Raw genomic sequence first — 19,837 nt, 5'->3', positions numbered from 1 at the left:
ACGGCGATGAGCTGTCGCCCCAGCTGCTGACGCACGCCCTCTTCCGGCGCTGACGCCGGGCGCTCGCGTCCCTCCGTTTCCTGCCTTCTTTCTTTCTTTCCTTCCTTCCGCTTGCCCCTTTCCGCGACCGCCCTGATCCGTGCGGTCGTGCGCTGCCGTCCGCCCTGCCCCCTGCCTCCGGTCCACGGTCCCCGTGCGTCCCGGACCGGGCCGGGCCGGTCGGCCGCGCGTCCCCTCACCACCACATCTCTGGAGCCTCCATGGGCCCGCGCCGGGTTCTCGCCACCACTCTCGCCGTCCTCGCCTCGCTGGCCTCGCTCACCGCCTGCGGCGGCGGCTCCTCGTCGGCCAAGTCAGCCGACAATCCGTACCAGTTGTCCGTTCCGGGGACGATACGCGTCGGCACCCTCTCGGACGCGCCGCCGAACGTGTACCTCAAGGACGGCAAGTTCACCGGTTTCGACAACGACCTGTTCACCGCCGTCGCCGCCAAGGCCGGCCTCAAGGTGGAGTTCGCGGCGACGGACTTCTCGTCGCTGCTGTCGCAGGTCGCCAACCACAAGTTCGACGTGGGCAGTTCGTCCATCACCGTCACCGAGGCCCGCAAGAAGACGGTCGCGTTCAGCAACGGCTACGACTTCGGCTACTTCGGCCTGGACGTCCCCGCCGGTTCGCCGATCACCGCCTTCGACCAGCTGGCGGGCAAGCGGGTCGTGGTCGTCCAGGGGACCGTCCAGGACGACTACGCGACCAAGAACAACCTCAACCCGGTGCGCGTGCCCGACTACAACGGCGCGCTGAACCAGCTCAAGGCCGGGACGGCCGAGGCCTGGATCTCGCCCGCGGAGATCGGTGAGAAGAGCGCCCAGGACAGCGGTGGCAAGGTCGTCCTCGCCCAGAAGCAGCTCAGCTCCGCACCGACCGCCTTCGCCGTCGCCCAGAACCGCCCCGAGCTGCTCGCCGCGCTGAACAAGGCCCTCGACGAGGTGATCGCGGACGGCACCTGGACCCGCCTCCAGGAGCAGTACTACCCGGGCCGCCCGGTGCCGGACGGCTTCAAGCCCGGTAACGGCTCGGTCGGCTACCCGCCCGTCAAGGCGGCCCCGACCACGGGTGCACCGGCCGGCGCCTCCCCGACGCCCTGACCCCACCCCCCACTCCCTCACCGCCTCACCACTCCACCACCCCACCACCGACCCGGACGACAAGGAGGCCGACGTGGACCAGCTGGGCACGCTGGCGGAGACGTTCTTCAACTGGGGATCGATGCGCTCCGCGCTCTCCGACCTGCTCACCACCGGCGTGCCCAACACGCTGATCCTCGCGGTGACTTCGGCAGTCATCGGCACCGTCCTGGGGCTGCTGCTGGCCGTGGCCGGCATCGCCCGGACACGCTGGCTGCGCTGGCCGGCCCGGGTCTACACCGACGTGTTCCGCGGCCTTCCGGCCGCGGTCACCATCCTGCTGATCGGCGTGGGGCTGGCCCCGCAGGGGATGGAGATCTGGGGGCCGGACCCCTACCCGCTCGGGGTCCTCGCGCTGTCCCTGATCGCCGCCGCCTACTTCGGCGAGATCTTCCGCTCCGGGATCCAGAGCGTGGAGGCGGGCCAGTTCGAGGCGGCGCGCGCGCTCGGCTTCTCGTACCCGGCGGCGATGCGGCTGATCATCCTCCCGCTCGGCGTCCGGCGGGTGCTGCCGGCCTGGGTGAACCAGCTCATCGCGCTGATCAAGGACTCCAGCCTGATCTACTTCCTCGGTCTGACGGCCGATCAGCGCGACCTCTTCCGGATCGGCCAGGACTCCGCCGCCACCACCGGCAACGAGTCCGCGCTGGTGCTGGCCGGCCTGTTCTACCTCCTGCTCACCGTGCCGCTGACGCACCTGGTCAACGTGATCGATCGACGGCTCCGCCACGGTCGCGGCACACCGGCCGCCGCCTCCCGCTCCGAGGCCCGGCCCGCGCCCGAGTCCACCCCCGTCCCCGAAGGAGCGGCACGTGTCTGACCACCGCCCCACCGAGACCGCCGGTGTCACCGCCCCGGCCACCCGCACGTCGTTCTCCCCGGTCAGCCTGGCCACCCGGGACCTCCACCTGTCCCTGGGCGGCACCCCGATCCTGCGCGGCGTGGACCTCGACGTCCCCGAGGGCCACACCCTCTCCGTGATCGGTCCGTCCGGCTCCGGCAAGTCCACCCTGCTGCGCGCGATCAACCGCCTGCTGGAGCCCGACCGCGGCGACGTCCTGCTGGACGGCGAGAGCGTCCTGCACCGCGACCCCGACCTGCTGCGCCGACAGGTCGGCATGGTCTTCCAGCAGTTCAACCTCTTCCCGCACCTGAGCGTGCTGCGCAACCTCACCCTCCCGCTCCGCAAGCTCCGGGGCCTCTCCCGCGAGGAGGCGACCGGGACCGCCCTGCGCCAGCTCGACCTGGTCGGCCTGCGGGACAAGGCCGACGTACGCCCCGCCCGGCTGTCCGGCGGACAGCAGCAGCGGGTGGCGATCGCCCGCGCGCTGGCCATGGAGCCCCAGGTGATGCTCTTCGACGAGGCGACCTCCGCCCTGGACCCGGAACTCGTCAAGGGCGTCCTGTCACTGATGGCCGACCTCGGCCGCGCGGGCATGACCATGGTGGTGGTCACCCACGAGATGGGCTTCGCCCGCTCGGTCTCCGACACCGTCGCCTTCATGGACGGCGGCGTGGTGGTCGAGTCCGGCCCACCCGGGGCGGTCTTCGACGCACCGCGCAGCCCTCGCCTGCGGCAGTTCCTCGCGGACGTGCTCTGACTCCGGCCCGGCGCCGTTGACAGTGCCACGCCGGACTCCTAGCGTGGCGCAGTCGATTACCCGCGAGTAGGGAACGTTGATGGCCGAGCCCCGCCCGTACGACCTCGTCCTGTTCGGCGCCACCGGGTTCACCGGCGGGCTCACCGCCGAGTACCTGGCCCGGGCCGCGCCCGAGGGCTGCCGCTGGGCCCTCGGCGGACGCGACGAAGGCAGGCTCGCCGCCGTCCGGGCGCGGCTGGCGCGGATCGACCCGCACTGCGCCGACCTCCCGCTGCTGGTGGCCGACGCCGCCGACCACCGGGCCCTGCGCGAGGTGGCCGCCTCGGCCCGGGTGGTGGTGTCCACCGTCGGCCCCTACCTGCGGCACGGCGAACCACTGGTGGCGGCCTGCGCGGACACCGGCACCGACTACGTGGACCTCACCGGCGAGCCGGAGTTCGTCGACCGGATGTACCTCCGCCACCACGAGCGGGCGGTGGCCAGCGGCGCCCGGCTGGTGCACGCCTGCGGCTTCGACTCGGTGCCGCACGACCTCGGCGTCCTCTTCACCGTCGACGAACTGGTCCGCCGCGGCGGCCCGGTGGCCCGGCTCTCCGTCGAGGGCTTCGTCCGCGTCGGCGGCACCGTCTCCGGCGGCACCTTCGCCTCCGCGCTGACAGCCCTCTCCCGGCCGCTGGCCATGGCCCGGGCCGCCCGGGCCCGCCGCGCCGTCGAACCCCGGCCGAAGGGCCGGCTGGTCCGCACCCCCACCGGCCGACCCCACCACTCCCGGGCGGCCCGCGCCTGGGCCGTGCCGATGCCCACGATCGACCCCCAGGTGGTGTCCCGCTCGGCCGCCGCACTGGACGAGTACGGCCCGGACTTCGGCTACACCCACTACGCGGCGGTACGCCGGCTGCCGATCGCCCTCGCCGGCCTCACCGCCGTCGCGGCGCTCGCCCTCGCCGCCCAACTCCCCACCCTGCGCCACGCCCTGGAGCGCCTGCGCAAGCCCGGCGACGGCCCGGGCCCCGAGCAGCGGGCCCGCTCCTGGTTCGCCGTCCGCTTCGCCGCCCGGGCCCAGGACGGCCGGACCCTCCTCACCGAGGTCACCGGCGGCGACCCCGGCTACCAGGAGACCGCCAAGATGCTCGCCGAGTCCGCCCTCTGCCTCGCCTACGACGACCTGCCCCCAGTGGCCGGCCAACTCACCACGGCGGTCGCCATGGGCGGCCCCCTGATCGACCGCCTCACTGCGGCGGGCCTCTCCTTCCGCGTCCTCCCCACCCCACCCCGCACCGCCCCCGGCCGCTGACACCCCACCACGGGGTCGCGCGGACGACGCCGGCCCAACCGCCCCCGGCCCGCCCGACACCGCGCAACGACCGCGCAACGACCGCGCGATTCGACCGCGTTCAGCGGTGCTCGGGGTTCTCGAAGTCGAAGCGGCAGCCCGCGTCCCACTCGGACCGCTGGTTGCCGTGCGCCGGGATGCCCCCGGCGTCCTTGAGCATCCGGGCCAGGTGGAGCTGGTTCCAGGTCATGAAGGTGGTGTTGCGGTTGGTGAAGTCGTTCTCCGGCCCGCCGGATCCGGCGTCCAGGTACGAAGGCCCCGGCCCCGCCTCGCCCACCCAGCCCGCGTCGGCCTGCGGCGGGATCGTGTATCCGAGGTGCTGGAGGCTGTACAGGACGTTCATCGCACAGTGCTTCGCGCCGTCCTCGTTCCCGGTGATCAGGCAGCCCCCGACCCGACCGTAGTACGCGTACTGCCCGTGCTCGTTCAGGATCGACGAGCACGCGTACAGCCGCTCGATGACCTTCTTCATCACGGAGGAGTTGTCCCCCAGCCAGATCGGCGGAACACTCTGGCACCCTAGCTGACTGCCCCGCAACGAAGGTGACCCACCGCGCCCAGTGAACGTGCGCTGACCCGGACTTCGCTAATGCACAGAGCTGCAGGACAGCCCATGCCGACCGCGGCGCTCAAGCCCCGTCGCCGGCACCGAGCCCAGAGCCGACTCTGCCGAACTGTCGGTACCAGCGCGTAACCTGCTCACGAGCATGAGCAAGCCGATTCCGAAGGTGCCATCGATGCCCCAGCGCACCCCGACCGCCCAGCCTCCGGTGGCCGACCCGAAGATCCAGCTACTCCCTTTCGATACCCAGAACTGGATCGACTTCGAGCGGTTGGTCTGCGAGCTCGTCGAGGCCACCGAGGAACTCACCCAGGTCGCCCGCTACGGAACCGCGGGCCAGGCGCAGGGCGGCATCGACGTGGTCGGCCGTAACTCCGACGGCCACTGGTCAGCGTTCCAGGCCAAGCACGTCGCCGAGTTCCCAGTCGCCTCCGCCCGAGAGGCCTTCGACCGATTCGTCCACGGCAGCCGTCCCCACCGCGCGACCAGGTTCGTCATCGTAGCCTCGTGCCAGGGCATCTCCACTCAGGTACGGGAACTAGCGCTCGAATACCAGGCCGAGTTCCCCGATCTACTGCTCGGTGAGGTCTGGGACGCCGAATACCTAGGTCGCCTGCTGCGCCCCCTGCCATGGATCGTCGCACGGTACTTCGGCGACCAGGTCGCCCAGCGGTTCTGCGACGCGGATGCGCTAGCCGCGCACTACGGATGGACCGACGAACCCGAGGACCCCGTGGGTATCGCCGTCGCAAACGCCGACCCGTTCGGCCTCGAAGTGCACCAGGCGATCAAGGCTGAGGACGACACCCCGACTGGCGGTCCTCTCCCCCCGTACCTGCGTAGGCCTTTCGATGACCAACTCAACACTGTCCTGGACCGCGCAGCGCATGGCACGAGCGGCACAGCCATCCTGCTCGGCGGCTCCTCCACCGGCAAGACCCGAGCGCTCTGGGAAGCGGTCCAGCAGCTGCCAGACGGCTGGCGCCTGTGGCAACCACCGTCGCCCGACACCCTGCTCGGCTCCATTCGCTCCGTCGGGCCGCGGACTGTCCTGTGGCTGAATGAGATCCACCGGTACCTACTCACCACCGACAGCAACCGGGACGAGAACATCGCCGCCCGGCTGTCCGCACTCGAGCGTGACCCCGACCGAGCACCAGTGCTCGTGCTGGGTACGTGCTGGCACGAGTATCAGCAGCCGATGACCAAGGCGCCAGGTACCACCGACGAGACCAAGGAACGTCGTGCGCTTCTTGCGAACCGGTGGATCCCCGTACCCTCTCGCTTCACCGAGGAGCAGGTGGCCTCACTCCTCACGATGCCCGGCCCAAGTGACAACCGCCTGTGCCAGGCGGCGCGGTCGGCCGAAGGCCGTCACATCACCCAATACCTGGCGGGCGGTCCCGCACTCCAGGAGCGGTACGCGAACGCCTCCCCCACTGCCCGCGCGGTCCTCGAGGCCGCGATGGACGCCCGCCGCTTCGGCCACGGCCTCGAACTGGTCGCAGCGTTCCTGGAGGAGGCGGCCACGGATTACCTCACCGAGCTCGAACTCGACCTCGCGCCGGAGGACTGGTTCGCGAAGGCGCTCCACTACCTCTCCGAGCCGTGCCGAGGCGTGCGCGGACCCCTTTCACCCGTCCGCGGGACGACGGGCGACGGGCTCCGGCTCCGGCTCGCTGACTTCCTCGAACAGGATGCACGTCGCACCCGAAGCCTCCACTGCCCTGGTGACGCCTTCTGGCGTGCCGCCGAACGGCATGCGGCCACCTCCGACCGATCGGCCCTGGCCAGCGCCGCAGCGGCCCGTGACCGGATCTCTGATGCCGCGTCTCTCGCGCGCTCAACGGCGGACTCCGACGGCGGAAACGCACTGAACACCCTCGCCTGGCACCTCGAACAGCGCCATGACAAGGTCGATGCAGCCCCCTACTACACCCTCGCCGCAGAGGCGGGTCACGCTGGAGCACAGGTCCGATTGGCCTGGCGGCTCGAACAGGACGGGAGCCTAGACGACGCCGAGGCATGGTACCGACGGGCCGTCGGCTCCGACGTGAGCACGGACGCCACCGTGGGCCTCGCATCCATCGCCTGGGAGCGCGGCGACCGCCGGACATCGCTGGATCTCTACAACGAGGCCCTCGCCTCAGGCGGTGCCCGCAGCATCGAGTACCAGGCCCGCTGGCTGGCCGAGAAGGGCCGCCATCGGCTGGCTCTCGCCCTGACCAGCTTCGCCTTCCGAGCCGGCAACACCGAGGCATTCACCGGACTCGCCTGGACGTACATGACCCCGGAGGAGAAGCCGAGGGCTATCGCCGTCCTCAAGCACGCGCTCGACGTCGAAGGCGACGTGAACGCTCCTCGGGAACTGGCTTGGATCCTGGCCGATGACGGTGACCGAGCGGGAAGCGAGGAGTACACCAAGATCGCGCTTGAGCTCGGCGAGGCAAAGGTGTTGCGCGGGCTGGGGATGAAGCACGCTTCGGAGGGCAACCATCGTGCCGCCGCCGGGCTGTACTGGTACGCCTACAACCTCGGCATGACCTGGATCCTGCTCGACCTTGCCGACCTCCGGGAGAAGCAGGGCGACCTCCGCCGCGCCGGACGCCTCTACCGACGAGCGCTCCGCGAGGGTCAGTCGTACGCCGCCCACGGCCTGGTCCGGGTCCTCGAACTCGCCGGAAAAGGACGGGCTGCCGAGGAGCTGGCGAACCGCTCTTACAACACCGTGGAAACACTCGCCCGTGTCCGTGCGGCGAACGGACAGCGGGAGAGCGCCGAACTGCTGCTCCGCGCCCTGGTTGTCAAGGGACACACCGAAGCCCTCCTCACACTGGGGCAGGTCCGCCAGGCAGCCGGGGACCGCGCCGGAGCCGAGTTGGCCTTCCGCCAGGCCATTGCCGCCGGCATCGACCGGGCCATCCAGGGACTCACCGACCTGCGAGCCGGCCCGCAGGACAACGCTCACTGAACCCAGCCGCCCCACCTAAGAACCTGGGTTCCACCATGCCGAGGAACAGCGCGGCCCACGGCTCCACGTTCAGCCAGACGCCGTGGGCAAAATTGGCGATGCTCCCGTATCAGCCCGTGAGCCCGCCAGGTCGAGCAGCGGTGCGCCATCGCAGTGAGGACACACGGCATCTCAGGTGGTGGCATGAGGCCTTCACCTCGTTCAGGTGCGCCACGAAGCCCCCAAATCCCACCTGGCCCAAACCGCATCGCTGCACGGCGCGCTCGGAGGCCAAATGCTCTCAGCGGACGCCCGCGCGCTCCTGAGGGGTCGGACGATCCGTCAGTCCTGGTTCGTACTCTTCTCTCGGCCGGGTCAGTAGTGATATCACTTGACCCCGAGTGATCGGCTGGTCACGGATGCACGGGACTCGGGGGGCTGGGAGAAGTGTCTGATGGTGTCGACATCGGGGCGGACGACAGCGAACCGCCGCCGCTGACCCTCATCGGTCCCTGGCTGAGAACCCACGCCGTACCGTCCCCGAAGAAGATCGTCTTCTCGTACGATCCCGACGAGTTCGAGGAGTTCGTCAAGGAGTGGGTCCCTGCCCTGACGACCAAGTACGTCGCGGTGCAACGGCACGGCGGTTCCGGGGATCACGGAGTCGATGTCGCCGGCTACCTGACCCCGTACGGGCTTGAGGGAGCCTGGCACAACTACCAGTGCAAGCACTACGGGGAAGCCCTGACGTGGTCGAAGGCCGCTCCGGAGATGCGGAAGATGTTCGCCTCGGTGGTGGGTGGGTACTTCACCATGCCCCAGCAGTACGTCTTCGTCGCGCCGATCATCGGCCCCAGCCTCGTCCGGCGGTTGTCCAAGAAAACCGAATCCAAAGCCGAGTTTCTCAAAGAACTGGTTTCCACCAGCGACCCCGTCATCACCTCGCTCACCCCCGAGAAGCGGCGCGAACTCCAGGAACTCGCCGAAACCACGGAATTCTCCATGTTCACCACCCTGGACATGGACGACATGTTGTCGTTGCACCAGACCACCCCGCACTGGGCAGTTCGCTTCCCCCAACCCCCGGCGCCACGTCCGCGGAGAATGCTTCCGCCTGACGCCCACGCCCCGAAGGAGGCCCGCTACATCCAGCAGTTGGTGCGGGCCTACGGAGAACTCTGGGGCGAGCAGGCCGACACCTTGGAGCGCGTCGCCGAACACGACGAGGCCCGCGATCACCTGCAGAGGCAACGCGAGGCGTTCTACGCCGCGGAATCGCTGCGCCTGTTCGCCCGCGACGCGACCGCGGGCGGGCACTTCGACGCCGTCCTCGACGATGTCCACGACATCGTGGTCGAGGTCGCGGCCGGCAGGTTCGAGTTCGGGTACGACCGCATGCAGGCGGTCCTGGCCGCCTCCGGGAACGTCGAGCTCACCAAGACGATCCTCACCGAGTTCGTGCGGCCGTTGGACCGCAAGGGGGTCTGCCACCACCTGGCGAACGCCGACCGTTTGATCTGGTGCCGCGGAGGTGCCGCGTGAATCCGCTGAACAGCCCCCTCGAGGTCGGGATGCGTGCACTGGTCCTGCTGGCCGAGAGCCATCCCGAACCCCTGGATCTAGCCCAGATCACCCTCCTCGACTACGCGCTGCTGCACAGCGGAGAGTTCGACGGCCCGCCCAGCCTTCATCCCGACCTGCCCGCCCGGTCCGGCGAACTGGGTATGAAGCGCGGCCTGTTGGAGAAGGCGCTGCTCGTCCTGATCCGCGCCGAGCTGGCCCGGCTGGAGCCTGCCGACGACGGCCTAGTCTATCGCGCGACGGAGCGGGGGCCCGCGTTCGTCGAACTTCTCGAAGCCCCCTACGTCGAGCGCCTGCGCGAGCGCGCCGAATGGGCCGTCCACCAGTACGCGCCCGGCGCCGACGTGCGGGCTGCCACCCGTGCGCTGCTCAACCGCCCCGCCGAGACGCCCCTACCCCCCGAGGTTCCCCGTGGCTGACCTGCGACTGACCCACCTCACGTACGCGGGCTCCGGAAAGCCCACCGCCCGTGTGGCCTTCGGCCCCGAGCTCACCGTCATCTACGGCGCGTCCGACACCGGCAAGTCCTTCATCGTCGAGTCCATCGAATACATGCTCGGTGGTGCGCGTCTGCCGCTCATCCCCGAAGCCGAGGGCTACAGCCAGATCCTCCTCGGGCTTCAAATGCCCGACGGAGCGCCGATCACCCTGGTCCGGCGACCGGGCGCCGGCACCGTCGCCGTCCACTACGAGGACCTGCGCGACCTGGTCACCCGGAGGTCCGACCGGGAACTGACCGCAGTCCACCGCTCGGGCAGCTCCCGCAGCCTCTCCGCCATACTCCTCGCAGAACTCGGCTACGCCGACGCCCGAATCCGCAAAAACGACGCCGGCGGCACCCGCGGACTGTCCCTGGCCGACCTCGTCCACCTGTCCCTGGTGACCGAGACCCGCATGGGCGACCCCCTCTCCCCCGTCCTGCGGTCGAACGCAGCGAGCGGCAAGACCGCTGCCGCCTCGGTGATGAAGTACCTGCTGACCGGCGAGGACGACCCGCTGGTCGACACCGGGCCGAACACCAACGAGCGCCGGGTCCACAAGGGCCAGATCGGGCTCCTGGACCAGATCGTCGTCGAACTCTCAGCCAAGCTGACCACCCGGGAGAGCGCCTCCCAACTACGCGAACGGCTGACGCGGATCCAGGCCACCATCGACGGCCAGTCCCGTTCCCTGCGGGTGATCACCGACCGCCACGTCGGCGCGGTCTCCGCCCGCATGAATGCCGCACAGGAACTCGCCGCCGTCGAGTCCCGCCTAGCCGAGGTCCACGACCTGCTCACCCGGTTCGGACTGCTGGAACAGCAGTACCGATCCGACCTCGACCGCCTCGCGATGGTCAGCGAAGCCGGCAGCATCCTCGGCTATTTCCGCGTCGGCACCTGCGTGTTCTGCGGCGCCGAACCCGAACACCAACACCACGGCCACGGGGAGCAGGAGACGACGCAGTTGCATGCGGCCGTCGAAGCCGAAGCCGCCAAGACCAGCTCGCTCCTCGCCGACCTCCTCCCGACCATCGCAGACCTGCAGACCCAACTGGACGAGCTCGTCGGACGACGGGGCGTCCTGCTCCTGCGGGCCAGAGAACTCGACACCGAGATCTCCACGGCCGAGGAACGCCTCGCACCCTTGCGGACGCACATGGACGACCTCCTGGCCGCCCGCTCAACCGCCGAACGCGAGCTCGAGCTCCACGCCCGCATCGAGGAGCTGGAGGATCGGCGCTACAAACTCGACGGAGCAGGCGCGGTCCGGTCCCAGCGGCCCGCCAGCCACATTCCCGCCCGAGTGCTCTCCAGGTTCGACAATGTGCTGAGGCGGACACTGGACGCCTGGTCCGTTCCCTCGGTCGAGTTCGCCGAGTACGACCAGTACGGCATGGACGTCCGGGCCGGCAGCCGGCCCCGTTCCGGCCGGGGCCAGGGCGTGCGCTCAGTCCTGCATTCGGCGTTCACGACCGCCCTCGCCCGGTACTGCCTCAGCGGGGGCCTGCCCCACCCCGGCTTCGTCGTCCTCGACTCCCCCGTGGTCACCTACCGCGAACCGGTCGGGGAGGACGTCGACATCACCTCGAATGTGGTCGACCACTTCTACCAGGACATGCTGACCTTCCCCGGCCAGGCGATCGTCATCGAGAACGGCGACCCACCGAACAGTGTGCTCTCCTCCGCCACGACGTACCGCTTCACCGGCCCAGGCGGAGGCCGACCCGGCTTCTTCCCGACCAGCGAGGCGTGATCGTCGGCGGCCAGACGGTCAAGATCCACGTCTCCCGGATCCTGACCAAACTGGGCCTCCGCGACAGGCCCAAGCGGTCACCCTCGCCCACGTGAAATCGCGACTCGCCGTCATAAACATCCGGATGCGGGGTCAGAAGCTACTGTCGTACGTCCTGCCATAGCCGCGCACGAGAGGCTTGCGCCTCCATTCGGGCAGGTCAACGGTGCTCGGGATTCTCGAAGTCGAAGCGGCAGCCCGCGTCCCACTCGGAGCGCTGATTGCCGTACGCCGGGATGCCGCCGGCGTCCTTGAGCATGCGGGCGAGGTGGAGCTGGTTCCACGTCATGAAGGTGGTGTTGCGGTTGGTGAAGTCGTTCTCCGGGCCGCCGGAGCCGGGGTCGAGGTAGGACGGGCCGGGGCCGGCCTCGCCGACCCAGCCGGCGTCGGCCTGCGGCGGGACGGTGTAGCCCAGGTGCTGGAGGCTGTAGAGGACGTTCATCGCGCAGTGCTTGGCGCCGTCCTCGTTGCCGGTGATCAGGCAGCCGCCGACCCGGCCGTAGTAGGCGTACTGGCCTTCGGAGTTGAGGATCGAGGAGCAGGCGTAGAGCCGCTCGATGACCTTCTTCATCACGGACGAGTTGTCGCCCAGCCAGACCGGGCCGGCCAGGGTGAGGATGTCGGCCGCCATCACCTGCGAGTAGATGACCGGCCACTCGTCGGTCTCCCAGCCGTGCTCCGTCATGTCAGGCCAGACGCCCGTCGCGATGTCGATGTCCACCGCCCTGAGCACCTCGACCTGCACACCCTGGCGCTCCATGATGCCGGTGCTGACGTCGATCAGGCCCTGGGTGTGGCTGCGCTCCGGGGAGCGCTTGAGGGTGCAGTTGATCACCAGGGCGCGCAGGTCGGCGTACGAGGTCGTCGGGTCCGGCACGGGGTCTCCTTCGGGCGGTCCGGGAGGCCGGTCGGTGGCGGGCTCCCCGCACAGCTCACCAGGCCGGGGCGCCCGGCGCGCGCGGGGCTGGGCCGGTTGCCTGACGGACGGTCTCCCGGGCGGCAGGGACCGGCGGCACACCGGTGCGCCGGTGCGGCTCTCCGGGCGAGGAGCCGGCCGGGGCCGGAGCGCCGCCGGGCCCGGGGCGGAGGTCGCCACCCCTGTTCGGCCGAGCAGCCGGTCAGTAGCATGAACTCGCCTTCCACCGTGGCTCCGAGGGGACGAGTGACCGCCGTGATCACGCTCACCGCAAGCAGTCTGCCCGTCGACGTCGTGGACATCGACGTGGACGTCGACCTCGCCCTGGCCGGGGACAGCAGCCCGGAGCTCGTGGGTCCCACGGACCCGGCTGCCCTCGCGGACACGGTGGAACCGACGCCGCAGGTCACCCAGATGGATCCGCTGCCGCCGCAGGTCATCCAGATCCGCTTCGACCTCGACGACCCGGACTCGGCCGTGCCGGCCCCGCAGGTCGTCCAGACCTACGTGCAGCTCGACCCGCCGCTGCTGGTGGACGCGGCGACGCCTCAGCTCACCCCCGTGGTCGCCGGGGCCACCGACGCCCGCGACACGGTCTGAGGCCCGCGCCGCGCGCATGGACGTCGACTCCCCTCCCGCACACCGCTACAGCCGCCCCTTCGACCGGTTCCCGTCCTGGCGCGAACACCAGGAACGGTGGGCGGACCTGACCCGTGCGATCGCCGCCGCCGGCCCGCCCGGCGGTGAATCCGGCCGCGAAAAGGGCGAGTTGACGGTGCTCGGCTCGGGCATCGAGGCGGCCGGGTTCACCCGGGCCGACGAGCGCCTGCTCCGCGAGGCCGACCACGTCTTCCACTGCGTGGCGGACCCGGCCACCGTCGTCCGGATCAACGCCTGGCGCCCTGACGCCTACGACCTCGGTGTCCTCTACGACGACGCCAAAGACCGCTACCTGACGTACGTCCAGATGTCCGAGGCCGTCCTGCACTTCGTCCGCGCCGGTCGGCGGGTGGCCGCGGTCTTCTACGGCCACCCGGGCATCTTCGTGCTCTCCTCCCACCGCGCCGTCCGGATCGCCCGCCGGGAGGGGCACCGCGCCGTGATGCGGCCCGGCATCAGCGCCCTGGACGTGCTCTGCGCCGACCTCGGGGTGGACCCGAGCACCCCCGGCATGCAGACCTTCGAGGCCTCCGACCTGCTGATCCGCGGCCGGCGCATCGACCCGAGCCTGCACCTGGTGCTCTGGCAGGTCGGCATCGTCGGTGAACTCGACTACCGGCGCGCCGGATTCACCAACCGGCACCTGCCCGTCCTGCTGGACCGGCTGGAGGAGGTCTACGGACCGGACCACACCGTGGTCAACTACATCGGCGCCCGCTACCGCGGCCTCGAACCCGTCACCGCCGAGCACACCGTCACCGCCCTGCGCGACCCGGCCGTGCAGCGCACCGTCACCAGCGCCTCCACCTGGTACCTGGCCCCCACCGCCGCCGCACCGGCCGACCCGCAGGTGCTGCGCCGCCTCGGCCTGCTCCAGCCCGGCCAGACCGTCCGGCCGCCCGACGGGCCGCTGCGCACCATCGACGAGTACGGCCCGCGCGAACTCGCCGCCCTCGACGGCTTCGCCGACTTCCGCATCCCGGCCGCGTACCACTGGCAGGAGGACACGCCCGGCGCCCGCTTCGTCCTCGCCCTCGGCGAGGACAGCGCCCTGCGCGAACGCTACGTCCGCGAGCCCGAGGCCGCCGTCGCCGCCTGGGCACCGCCGGAGCTCGGCGCGGCCGAACGCGCCCTGCTGTCCCGGCGCGAGGACCTCGCCCTCCAGGTCGCCGCCCGAGGCGTACGGCACCGGCCCGCCCCGGAGGCCGCACGGCGGCTGCGCACCCTGCTCACCCGCAAGTCCGAGGCACGCGCACTGCTGCGGGACGGCATCACGGGCCGACCGTCGCTCCGCCAGGACCTGGACTCCGTCCTGGCCGACGCCCTCTACCCCTGGACGGGCCTGTACGGCACGGCGGACGGCGAGCTGTCCGTCTACGTCCTGGGCCGCGCGACCGACCCGCCCCGGCACCGGGTCCACGTCGACGGCCGCCGGATCGCCGACCCGCGCTACGAGCGCGGCGTGCTGCGCTGGCGCGAGCCGGACGGCAGCGGCGGCGAGCTGCGCACCGAGTTCGGCCGGGACGGGCGGCGCCGCCTTGTCGGCACCGTCAGCGCTGCCGGTGCCGACGAGGCGGCAGGCTCCGTCGCCCGCACTGTCCGCCTGACGGAGTACCCGCTGCCGGAGACCCCGCCGCTCGCCGACCTGGTGGGTGGCTACCAGGCCGAGGGCGTGCGGGTGGACGTGGTGTCCGACGCCCCCGGCGCGCTCCCGCGCCTGCGCGTCACCGTCGACGGCGAAGCCGTCACCGCGGCGGTGCTGCTCGGCCCGACGGGCTTCGAGGTGGACGCGGTCACCGTCCCCTTCGACCGACCGCTGCCGGACGTCCCACCCTGTCTGTACGGGGACTACCGGCTGCGGCTGCCGTCCCGGCCGGATGCCGGTGCCCAGCTGCGGATCGCGGCGGACGGGGTCACCCTCGACGGACGACCCGTCCCCAAGGCCGAGTCGAGCGGTCGGCGCCTCGGCTGGCAGGGCGGCCCGTCCCCGGTACCCGGCGCCGAGCTCACCCTGCTGCTCGACCCGATCACCCTGCACCCGATGCTGCACGGCACCGGCCGGACCGTGGACGGCACACCGTTCCCCCTGGTCGGCATGGTCCCGGTCGGGGCCGAGGCGGCCCGACGGCTCGCCGCCCGGCCCCGGTTCGGCATCCCGCCCGGCCCCTGGGCCGACCTGACCGCACTCGCCACCGAGGCCAGCCAGGACGGCGGGCTGTTCTGGTGGCACGGCTGGGAACAGTCGGCCACCGCCCTGCGAACCGTCCGCCGCGCCCTGTGGGAGAGCGGGCAGTAGGCGCACCACACGGTCCGGGGGTACGACGCGGGAAACCGAGTATCCGCAGGACGGGCGCCCGAGTGGTCGACCGACCGGGCCGCGGCCGGGGTGCGAACGGATAACCACAGGTCAGGGCGGGGCGGCGGCCGATGGTACGGACTCGGTAAGGAGCGCGCGCGGACCGTTGGCGCGCCCCCTGCCGCTGGCTAGACTCGCGCGGCCGACCGACCGGGCACCGCAGCCGACCGCCCGGGCATCGCGGCCGACCGACCGGGCGTTCCCGGCGGCCAACCGGGTGCCGACCCCGGTTCGGCACCGGAGCAGAGCACAGCGCAGCACCACCCAGGACACCAGGCACCTCCCGCCGACGACCATGGGGGTCTCCATGCAGTTCCGCACCAGGGCACCGCTCGCCACCGCGACCGCGGTGCTCCTCCTCGCCGCCGTCGCCGCCGGTACCCCGGCCGGTGCGGCCACGGACGGCACGAACCCGCCCGACGCCTCGCCCGGCGCACCGCTGGCCGTGATCTCACCCGGCGATCCGTACGCTTCCTGCGACCTCGCGGCGGACGGCGACGGCACCAACCACCCGGGTGCGGAGGACGAGCCGTACGCCGCCGCCAACCCGCTGGACCCGGCGAACACGATCACCATCTACCAGCAGGACCGCTGGTCCAACGGCGGTGCCCGGGGCCTGAGTTCCAGCTACACCACGGACGGCGTGCACTTCACCCAGACGGCCCTGCCCTTCACCCACTGCGCGCCGGGCGGGCTGGCCTACCAGCGGGCCTCCGACGGCTGGGTGAGCTTCGGCCCCGACGGCACCGCGTACGCCAGTGCCCTGGTCTTCGACGCCACCACGCCGCGCAGCGCGGTGGCCGCCGCCACCTCCACCGACGGCGGGCGCAGCTGGCAGCACGTCACCGAGCTGATCGGCGACGACGACCCGGCGATCACCGACGACAAGAACGCCGTCACCGCCGACCCCGTGCACCCGGGCGTGGCCTACCAGGTCTGGGACCGGGTGGACCAGGCCGCCGGCCCGACCCCGGTCTTCGACGGGCCGGGCTACCTGTCCGTCACCCGGGACCACGGCCGGACCTGGTCCCCGGCGAAGCCCTTCGTGACCACCGCCACGACGCCGAACACCCAGACCATCGGCAACCAGATCGTGGTCGACCCGCGCACCGACACGCTGTACGACTTCTTCGACTGGATCACCTTCACCGACGCGACCGCCACCACCGTCAGCGACGTGCACTTCGGCATGGTCAGCTCCACCGACCAGGGCCGCACCTGGAGCCGGCCGGTCCGGGTCGCCGCCGACACCTCCGTCCCCGAGGTCCACCCGAACGCGCCCGCCGACGCCACCAAGTCCCTCCGGGCCGGCGCCGGTCTGCCCAGCGTGGCGATCGACCCGCAGACCGGTGAGCTGTACCTCGCCTACGAGGGCTCGGAGTCCACCGGCGGCAGGTACGACGCGATCCAGCTGGTGCACTCCACGGACGGCGGCCGGACCTGGAGCGGCCCGACCCGGCTCAACCAGGCCCCGGGCGCACCGGCGTTCACCCCCTCCATCGCCGTGACGGCCGACGGCACCGTCGCCGTCAGCTACTACGACCTGCGCTACCTCACCCCGGGCGACACCTCCACGCTGCCCACCGCCGCCTGGCTGCTCAGCTTCCCGCGCGGCGGCGAGAACAGTCCGGTCGAGCGGCAGATCTCGCCGGTCTTCGACTGGCTCCAGGCGCCGTACGCCGGGGGCCACTTCCTCGGCGACTACCAGGCCCTGATCGCCGACGGCCGCCTGATCCGCCCGGTGCTGGTGACCGCCAACGGCGGCGCCCCGTCGAACTCCACCGACGTGTACAGCGGCCGCTTCCGGCCGGACACCCTGCGCAGCCCGGGCGCGGCCGCGCCCACCGCCCGAGCGGCGCGCACCGGGGCGCCCGCCGTCGGCCCGCGCGCCGCGCAACACCTGCGGCGCTGACCCACCGGCGGCCGCCGGCCCGGTCGCCCTGGACGGACCGGCGGCCGCTGGCCCCGAGCACTCAGGTCCGACCCGGACCGGCGGCCCGGTCAGGGCCGGTGCAGCGCGTCGGTGAGGTGGCCCGCCGCCTCGATGACGGCCTGGGAGAGGCGGGCACCCGGGTGCCGACTGAGCCGTTCGATCGGCCCCGAGACCGAGACGGCGGCCACCACCCGCCCGGCCGGGCCGCGCACCGGCGCGGAGACGGAGGCGACGCCGGGCTCGCGCTCGCCGATCGACTGGGCCCACCCCCGGCGCCGCACCCCGCTCAGCGCGGTGGCGGTGAACCGGGCGCCCTGGAGCCCGCGGTGGAGCCGCTCGGGCTCCTCCCAGGCCAGCAGGACCTGGGCGGCGGACCCGACCTTCATCGGCAGCGCGAGGCCGACCGGCACGGTGTCCCGCAGGCCGAAGAGGCGTTCGGCGGCCGCCACGCAGATCCGGACCTCGCCCTGCCGGCGGTACAGCTGGGCGGTCTCGCCGGTGACGTCGCGCAGGTGGGTGAGGACCGTGCCGGCCGCGGCCAGCAGGCGGTCCTCACCGGCCGCCGCCGAGAGTTCGGCGAGCCGCGGGCCGAGGACGAACCGGCCCTGGAGGTCCCGGCCGAGCAGCCGGTGGTGCTCCAGTGCGACGGCGATCCGATGCGCGGTCGGCCGGGCCAGGCCGGTGGCGTCGACCAGCCCGGCCAAGGTGGCCGGGCCGGCCTCCAGGGTGCCGAGGATCGAGGTGATCTTGTCGAGCACGCCGACGCCGCTCGTGTTCTCCATGGACGGGTACTCCAGTCTCAGATCCCGTGAGCGACGGGTGGGTACGGCTCACGGGCGCTCCGTTGGGGTGGGAGCGGGGTGGTCAGCGGGGACAGGCCTGCGGGAACAGCAGATCGCCTGCGCCGAGCACGAAACGGGTACGCGAAAGGGCCGGGGCGGGAAGCGCCCGGGCGAAGGACAGCACTGAGAGCACCGTGTCTCCTCATCTTCCCCGCGCCACGTTGGCGACAGGCCGGAGTTGGCACTGACCCCGGACGGCACGGCGCGTACTTCGGACGCCGGGTCGAACGGGGAGTTGCCGGGGCTTCGTAGGGCCGGTCCCTCCACCCCTCTGGATGATTCGCGAAGAACGATACAAGACTTCCCCGGCGCCCCGCCAAACCTTTCCCGACCTCCCCGCACTCCTGCGCCCATCGGGGTCCTTGACCACGGATGATTTAGATTCCTAAACTATTTCCATGACTGCGACCCCGGCGACCTCAGCACCCCCGAAGAAGCCGCTCAGGTTCAGGATCGGCATCGCACTCCTCATCCTGAGCGCCCTGACCTACGTGGCCGTCCTCGTCATCCTCTTCCTCCCGCTGGACTCCGGCACCAAGGCCGCCGCCTTCGGCGGGACGCTCGTGGTCGCCGAGACGAGCGCCCTCATCGGCATGGCGGGCGTCGGGAAGGAAGCCGTCCGGGCCGTCAGGTCCCGCCTGGGACTCAGGAGGCGCAGCCGCGCCGCCGAGCAGCCGCCGACCACGGAGTGACCAGCCCGATGGACACCGGCGAAAGACCCGACGGCGCCGACCTGCACGCCCGCGGTGCCCGGCTCGACCAGCTCTTCACGGACCTGCGGCTCCTCTCGGAACGGCACGGGCCCCGCTACGACGACTTCGGGCTCACCGCCCAGCAGCACCTCGTGCTCGGGCGGATCGTGGCCGACCCGGACGTCACCCCCAAGGACCTGGCCGAGCGCCTCGGCGTGTCCAAGGGCGCCGTCAGCCAGCACCTGGCGCGCCTGGAGAAGGACGGCTACCTCTCCCGGCAGCGCAGCCCCCAGGACGGACGCGTCCACGTCTTCCGCCTGGAGGCCCGCGGCACGGCCTACCGGCAGACCGTGCTCCGGTACGAACGGGAGCTCCACGACGCCTACGTCGCGAAGCTCTCGGCCACGGACATGGCGGAGATCGAGTCCGCACTCGGGAAGTTGAAGCGGGTCTTCGAGGACTGACGCCACCGCCCCGAACGCCACGCGGGACCGATCAGTTGAGAGAGACCACCAGACTCCCCGTCCGCGCCTGCTCGTTCGTGACCTTCGCCCTCGGGTGCCAGAGGACCTGCACCGAGTAGGAGTCCGAACCACCCGGCACGCCGGGCAGCACGATCGGGAACCGGCAGGCGGAGTCCTGGTACTCGCCCTGCCCCAGGGCGCCGGTCGCGACCACCCGGCCCGCCGAGTCGCGGACGGTCACCAGGGCGTCCTTGCCGACGTCGTCGAGGCCCGTGGCCCCGCTGCAGGGGCCCGACTTGGTGGGATCGGAGGTATTGATCCGCGCCTGGCCCACCAGCGTGAACGGCTCGTCGTCCCCGGGCCCGGACACGCCCCAGGCCAGCCCGACGGCGCCGGCGCCGACCACGAGTCCGACGACCGCGAACACCGCCGGGGCCTTCCAGGACCGGAGTCGGGGCTCCCGCGCGGGCTCGGGCGGAGCCGCCTCCG

The 19,837-nt window shown here is 71.6% G+C and carries 16 protein-coding genes, 1 pseudogene and 1 riboswitch; of the genes and pseudogenes, 13 read left to right on the top strand and 4 right to left on the bottom strand.

From position 1 onward, the window contains the following. Positions 1 to 260 precede the first annotated feature (260 nt). From ACZ58X_RS22835 to ACZ58X_RS22820, 4 genes are all read left to right on the top strand, one after another. Entirely contained in the window at positions 261 to 1,145 is an 885-nt protein-coding gene (locus ACZ58X_RS22835) for an ABC transporter substrate-binding protein (protein WP_470335446.1), read from the top strand. Positions 1,146 to 1,218: 73 nt separating this feature from the next. Beyond that, complete coding sequence (locus ACZ58X_RS22830) at positions 1,219 to 2,004, top strand: amino acid ABC transporter permease (protein WP_470335445.1); 786 nt, start codon at positions 1,219 to 1,221, stop codon at positions 2,002 to 2,004. Then, the gene (locus ACZ58X_RS22825) at positions 1,997 to 2,785 is read left to right on the top strand and encodes an amino acid ABC transporter ATP-binding protein (protein ID WP_470335444.1); all 789 of its coding nucleotides are present in this window, start codon (positions 1,997 to 1,999) and stop codon (positions 2,783 to 2,785) included. Before ACZ58X_RS22830 ends, ACZ58X_RS22825 begins: the two co-directional genes overlap by 8 nt. Positions 2,786 to 2,864: 79 nt before the next feature. Continuing rightward, positions 2,865 to 4,079 (top strand): saccharopine dehydrogenase family protein, encoded by a 1,215-nt coding sequence (locus ACZ58X_RS22820; RefSeq protein WP_470335443.1) that lies wholly within the window; start codon positions 2,865 to 2,867, stop codon positions 4,077 to 4,079. Positions 4,080 to 4,179: 100 nt separating this feature from the next. Here the strand turns inward: ACZ58X_RS22820 and ACZ58X_RS22815 are convergent. Then, positions 4,180 to 4,620, bottom strand: a pseudogene (locus tag ACZ58X_RS22815) (flavodoxin family protein); the annotation flags it as partial. Positions 4,621 to 4,825: 205 nt separating this feature from the next. On the opposite strand from ACZ58X_RS22815, the gene ACZ58X_RS22810 reads away from it, so the two are divergent. The 4 genes from ACZ58X_RS22810 (at position 4,826) to ACZ58X_RS22795 (ending at position 11,446) form a co-directional block, all read left to right on the top strand. After that, on the top strand, positions 4,826 to 7,651 hold the full coding sequence (locus ACZ58X_RS22810) for a tetratricopeptide repeat protein (protein WP_470335442.1): 2,826 nt from the start codon (positions 4,826 to 4,828) through the stop codon (positions 7,649 to 7,651). A gap of 426 nt (positions 7,652 to 8,077) precedes the next feature. Continuing rightward, entirely contained in the window at positions 8,078 to 9,172 is a 1,095-nt protein-coding gene (locus ACZ58X_RS22805) for an ABC-three component system protein (RefSeq protein ID WP_470335441.1), read from the top strand. Beyond that, entirely contained in the window at positions 9,169 to 9,630 is a 462-nt protein-coding gene (locus tag ACZ58X_RS22800) for an ABC-three component system middle component 2 (RefSeq protein ID WP_387791299.1), read from the top strand. The genes ACZ58X_RS22805 and ACZ58X_RS22800 overlap by 4 nt, the downstream gene beginning before the upstream one ends. Then, entirely contained in the window at positions 9,623 to 11,446 is a 1,824-nt protein-coding gene (locus ACZ58X_RS22795; protein ID WP_470335440.1) for a hypothetical protein, read from the top strand. The genes ACZ58X_RS22800 and ACZ58X_RS22795 overlap by 8 nt, the downstream gene beginning before the upstream one ends. A 199-nt stretch (positions 11,447 to 11,645) precedes the next feature. Here the strand turns inward: ACZ58X_RS22795 and ACZ58X_RS22790 are convergent, their stop codons facing one another. Next, complete coding sequence (locus tag ACZ58X_RS22790; protein ID WP_470335439.1) at positions 11,646 to 12,362, bottom strand: flavodoxin family protein; 717 nt, start codon at positions 12,360 to 12,362, stop codon at positions 11,646 to 11,648. 285 nt (positions 12,363 to 12,647) lie between these two features. On the opposite strand from ACZ58X_RS22790, the gene ACZ58X_RS22785 reads away from it, so the two are divergent. The 3 genes from ACZ58X_RS22785 (at position 12,648) to ACZ58X_RS22775 (ending at position 17,329) form a co-directional block, all read left to right on the top strand. Further along, positions 12,648 to 13,001, top strand: coding sequence for a hypothetical protein (locus ACZ58X_RS22785; RefSeq protein WP_470335438.1), 354 nt, complete (start codon positions 12,648 to 12,650; stop codon positions 12,999 to 13,001). A gap of 16 nt (positions 13,002 to 13,017) precedes the next feature. Beyond that, positions 13,018 to 15,357, top strand: coding sequence for an SAM-dependent methyltransferase (locus tag ACZ58X_RS22780; protein ID WP_470335437.1), 2,340 nt, complete (start codon positions 13,018 to 13,020; stop codon positions 15,355 to 15,357). A gap of 367 nt (positions 15,358 to 15,724) precedes the next feature. Beyond that, on the top strand, positions 15,725 to 17,329 hold the full coding sequence (locus tag ACZ58X_RS22775) for a sialidase family protein (RefSeq protein WP_470335436.1): 1,605 nt from the start codon (positions 15,725 to 15,727) through the stop codon (positions 17,327 to 17,329). Between the two features lie 89 nt (positions 17,330 to 17,418). On the opposite strand, the gene ACZ58X_RS22770 is transcribed toward ACZ58X_RS22775, so the two are convergent. Continuing rightward, positions 17,419 to 18,132, bottom strand: a complete 714-nt coding sequence (locus tag ACZ58X_RS22770; protein WP_360232538.1) for an IclR family transcriptional regulator — start codon at positions 18,130 to 18,132, stop codon at positions 17,419 to 17,421. Positions 18,133 to 18,331: 199 nt separating this feature from the next. Next, positions 18,332 to 18,474, bottom strand: a riboswitch (SAM riboswitch). Between the two features lie 116 nt (positions 18,475 to 18,590). Here ACZ58X_RS22770 and ACZ58X_RS22765 point away from each other — a divergent pair. Together ACZ58X_RS22765 and ACZ58X_RS22760 are read left to right on the top strand one after the other, a co-directional pair. Beyond that, positions 18,591 to 18,884: a transporter suffix domain-containing protein gene (locus ACZ58X_RS22765; protein WP_470335435.1), complete on the top strand. Its 294-nt coding sequence runs from the start codon at positions 18,591 to 18,593 to the stop codon at positions 18,882 to 18,884. An 8-nt stretch (positions 18,885 to 18,892) separates the two neighbouring features. After that, positions 18,893 to 19,348 (top strand): MarR family winged helix-turn-helix transcriptional regulator, encoded by a 456-nt coding sequence (locus tag ACZ58X_RS22760; RefSeq protein ID WP_470335434.1) that lies wholly within the window; start codon positions 18,893 to 18,895, stop codon positions 19,346 to 19,348. Between the two features lie 31 nt (positions 19,349 to 19,379). On the opposite strand, the gene ACZ58X_RS22755 is transcribed toward ACZ58X_RS22760, so the two are convergent. Further along, on the bottom strand, positions 19,380 to 19,775 hold the full coding sequence (locus tag ACZ58X_RS22755) for a hypothetical protein (protein ID WP_470335433.1): 396 nt from the start codon (positions 19,773 to 19,775) through the stop codon (positions 19,380 to 19,382). Positions 19,776 to 19,837: the final 62 nt, after the last annotated feature.

The sequence above is a fragment of the Kitasatospora sp. NPDC040550 genome (assembly GCF_055594965.1).
Note: the sequence above shows the minus strand (reverse complement) of the source record. Positions and strands in the feature narration are given on the sequence as shown.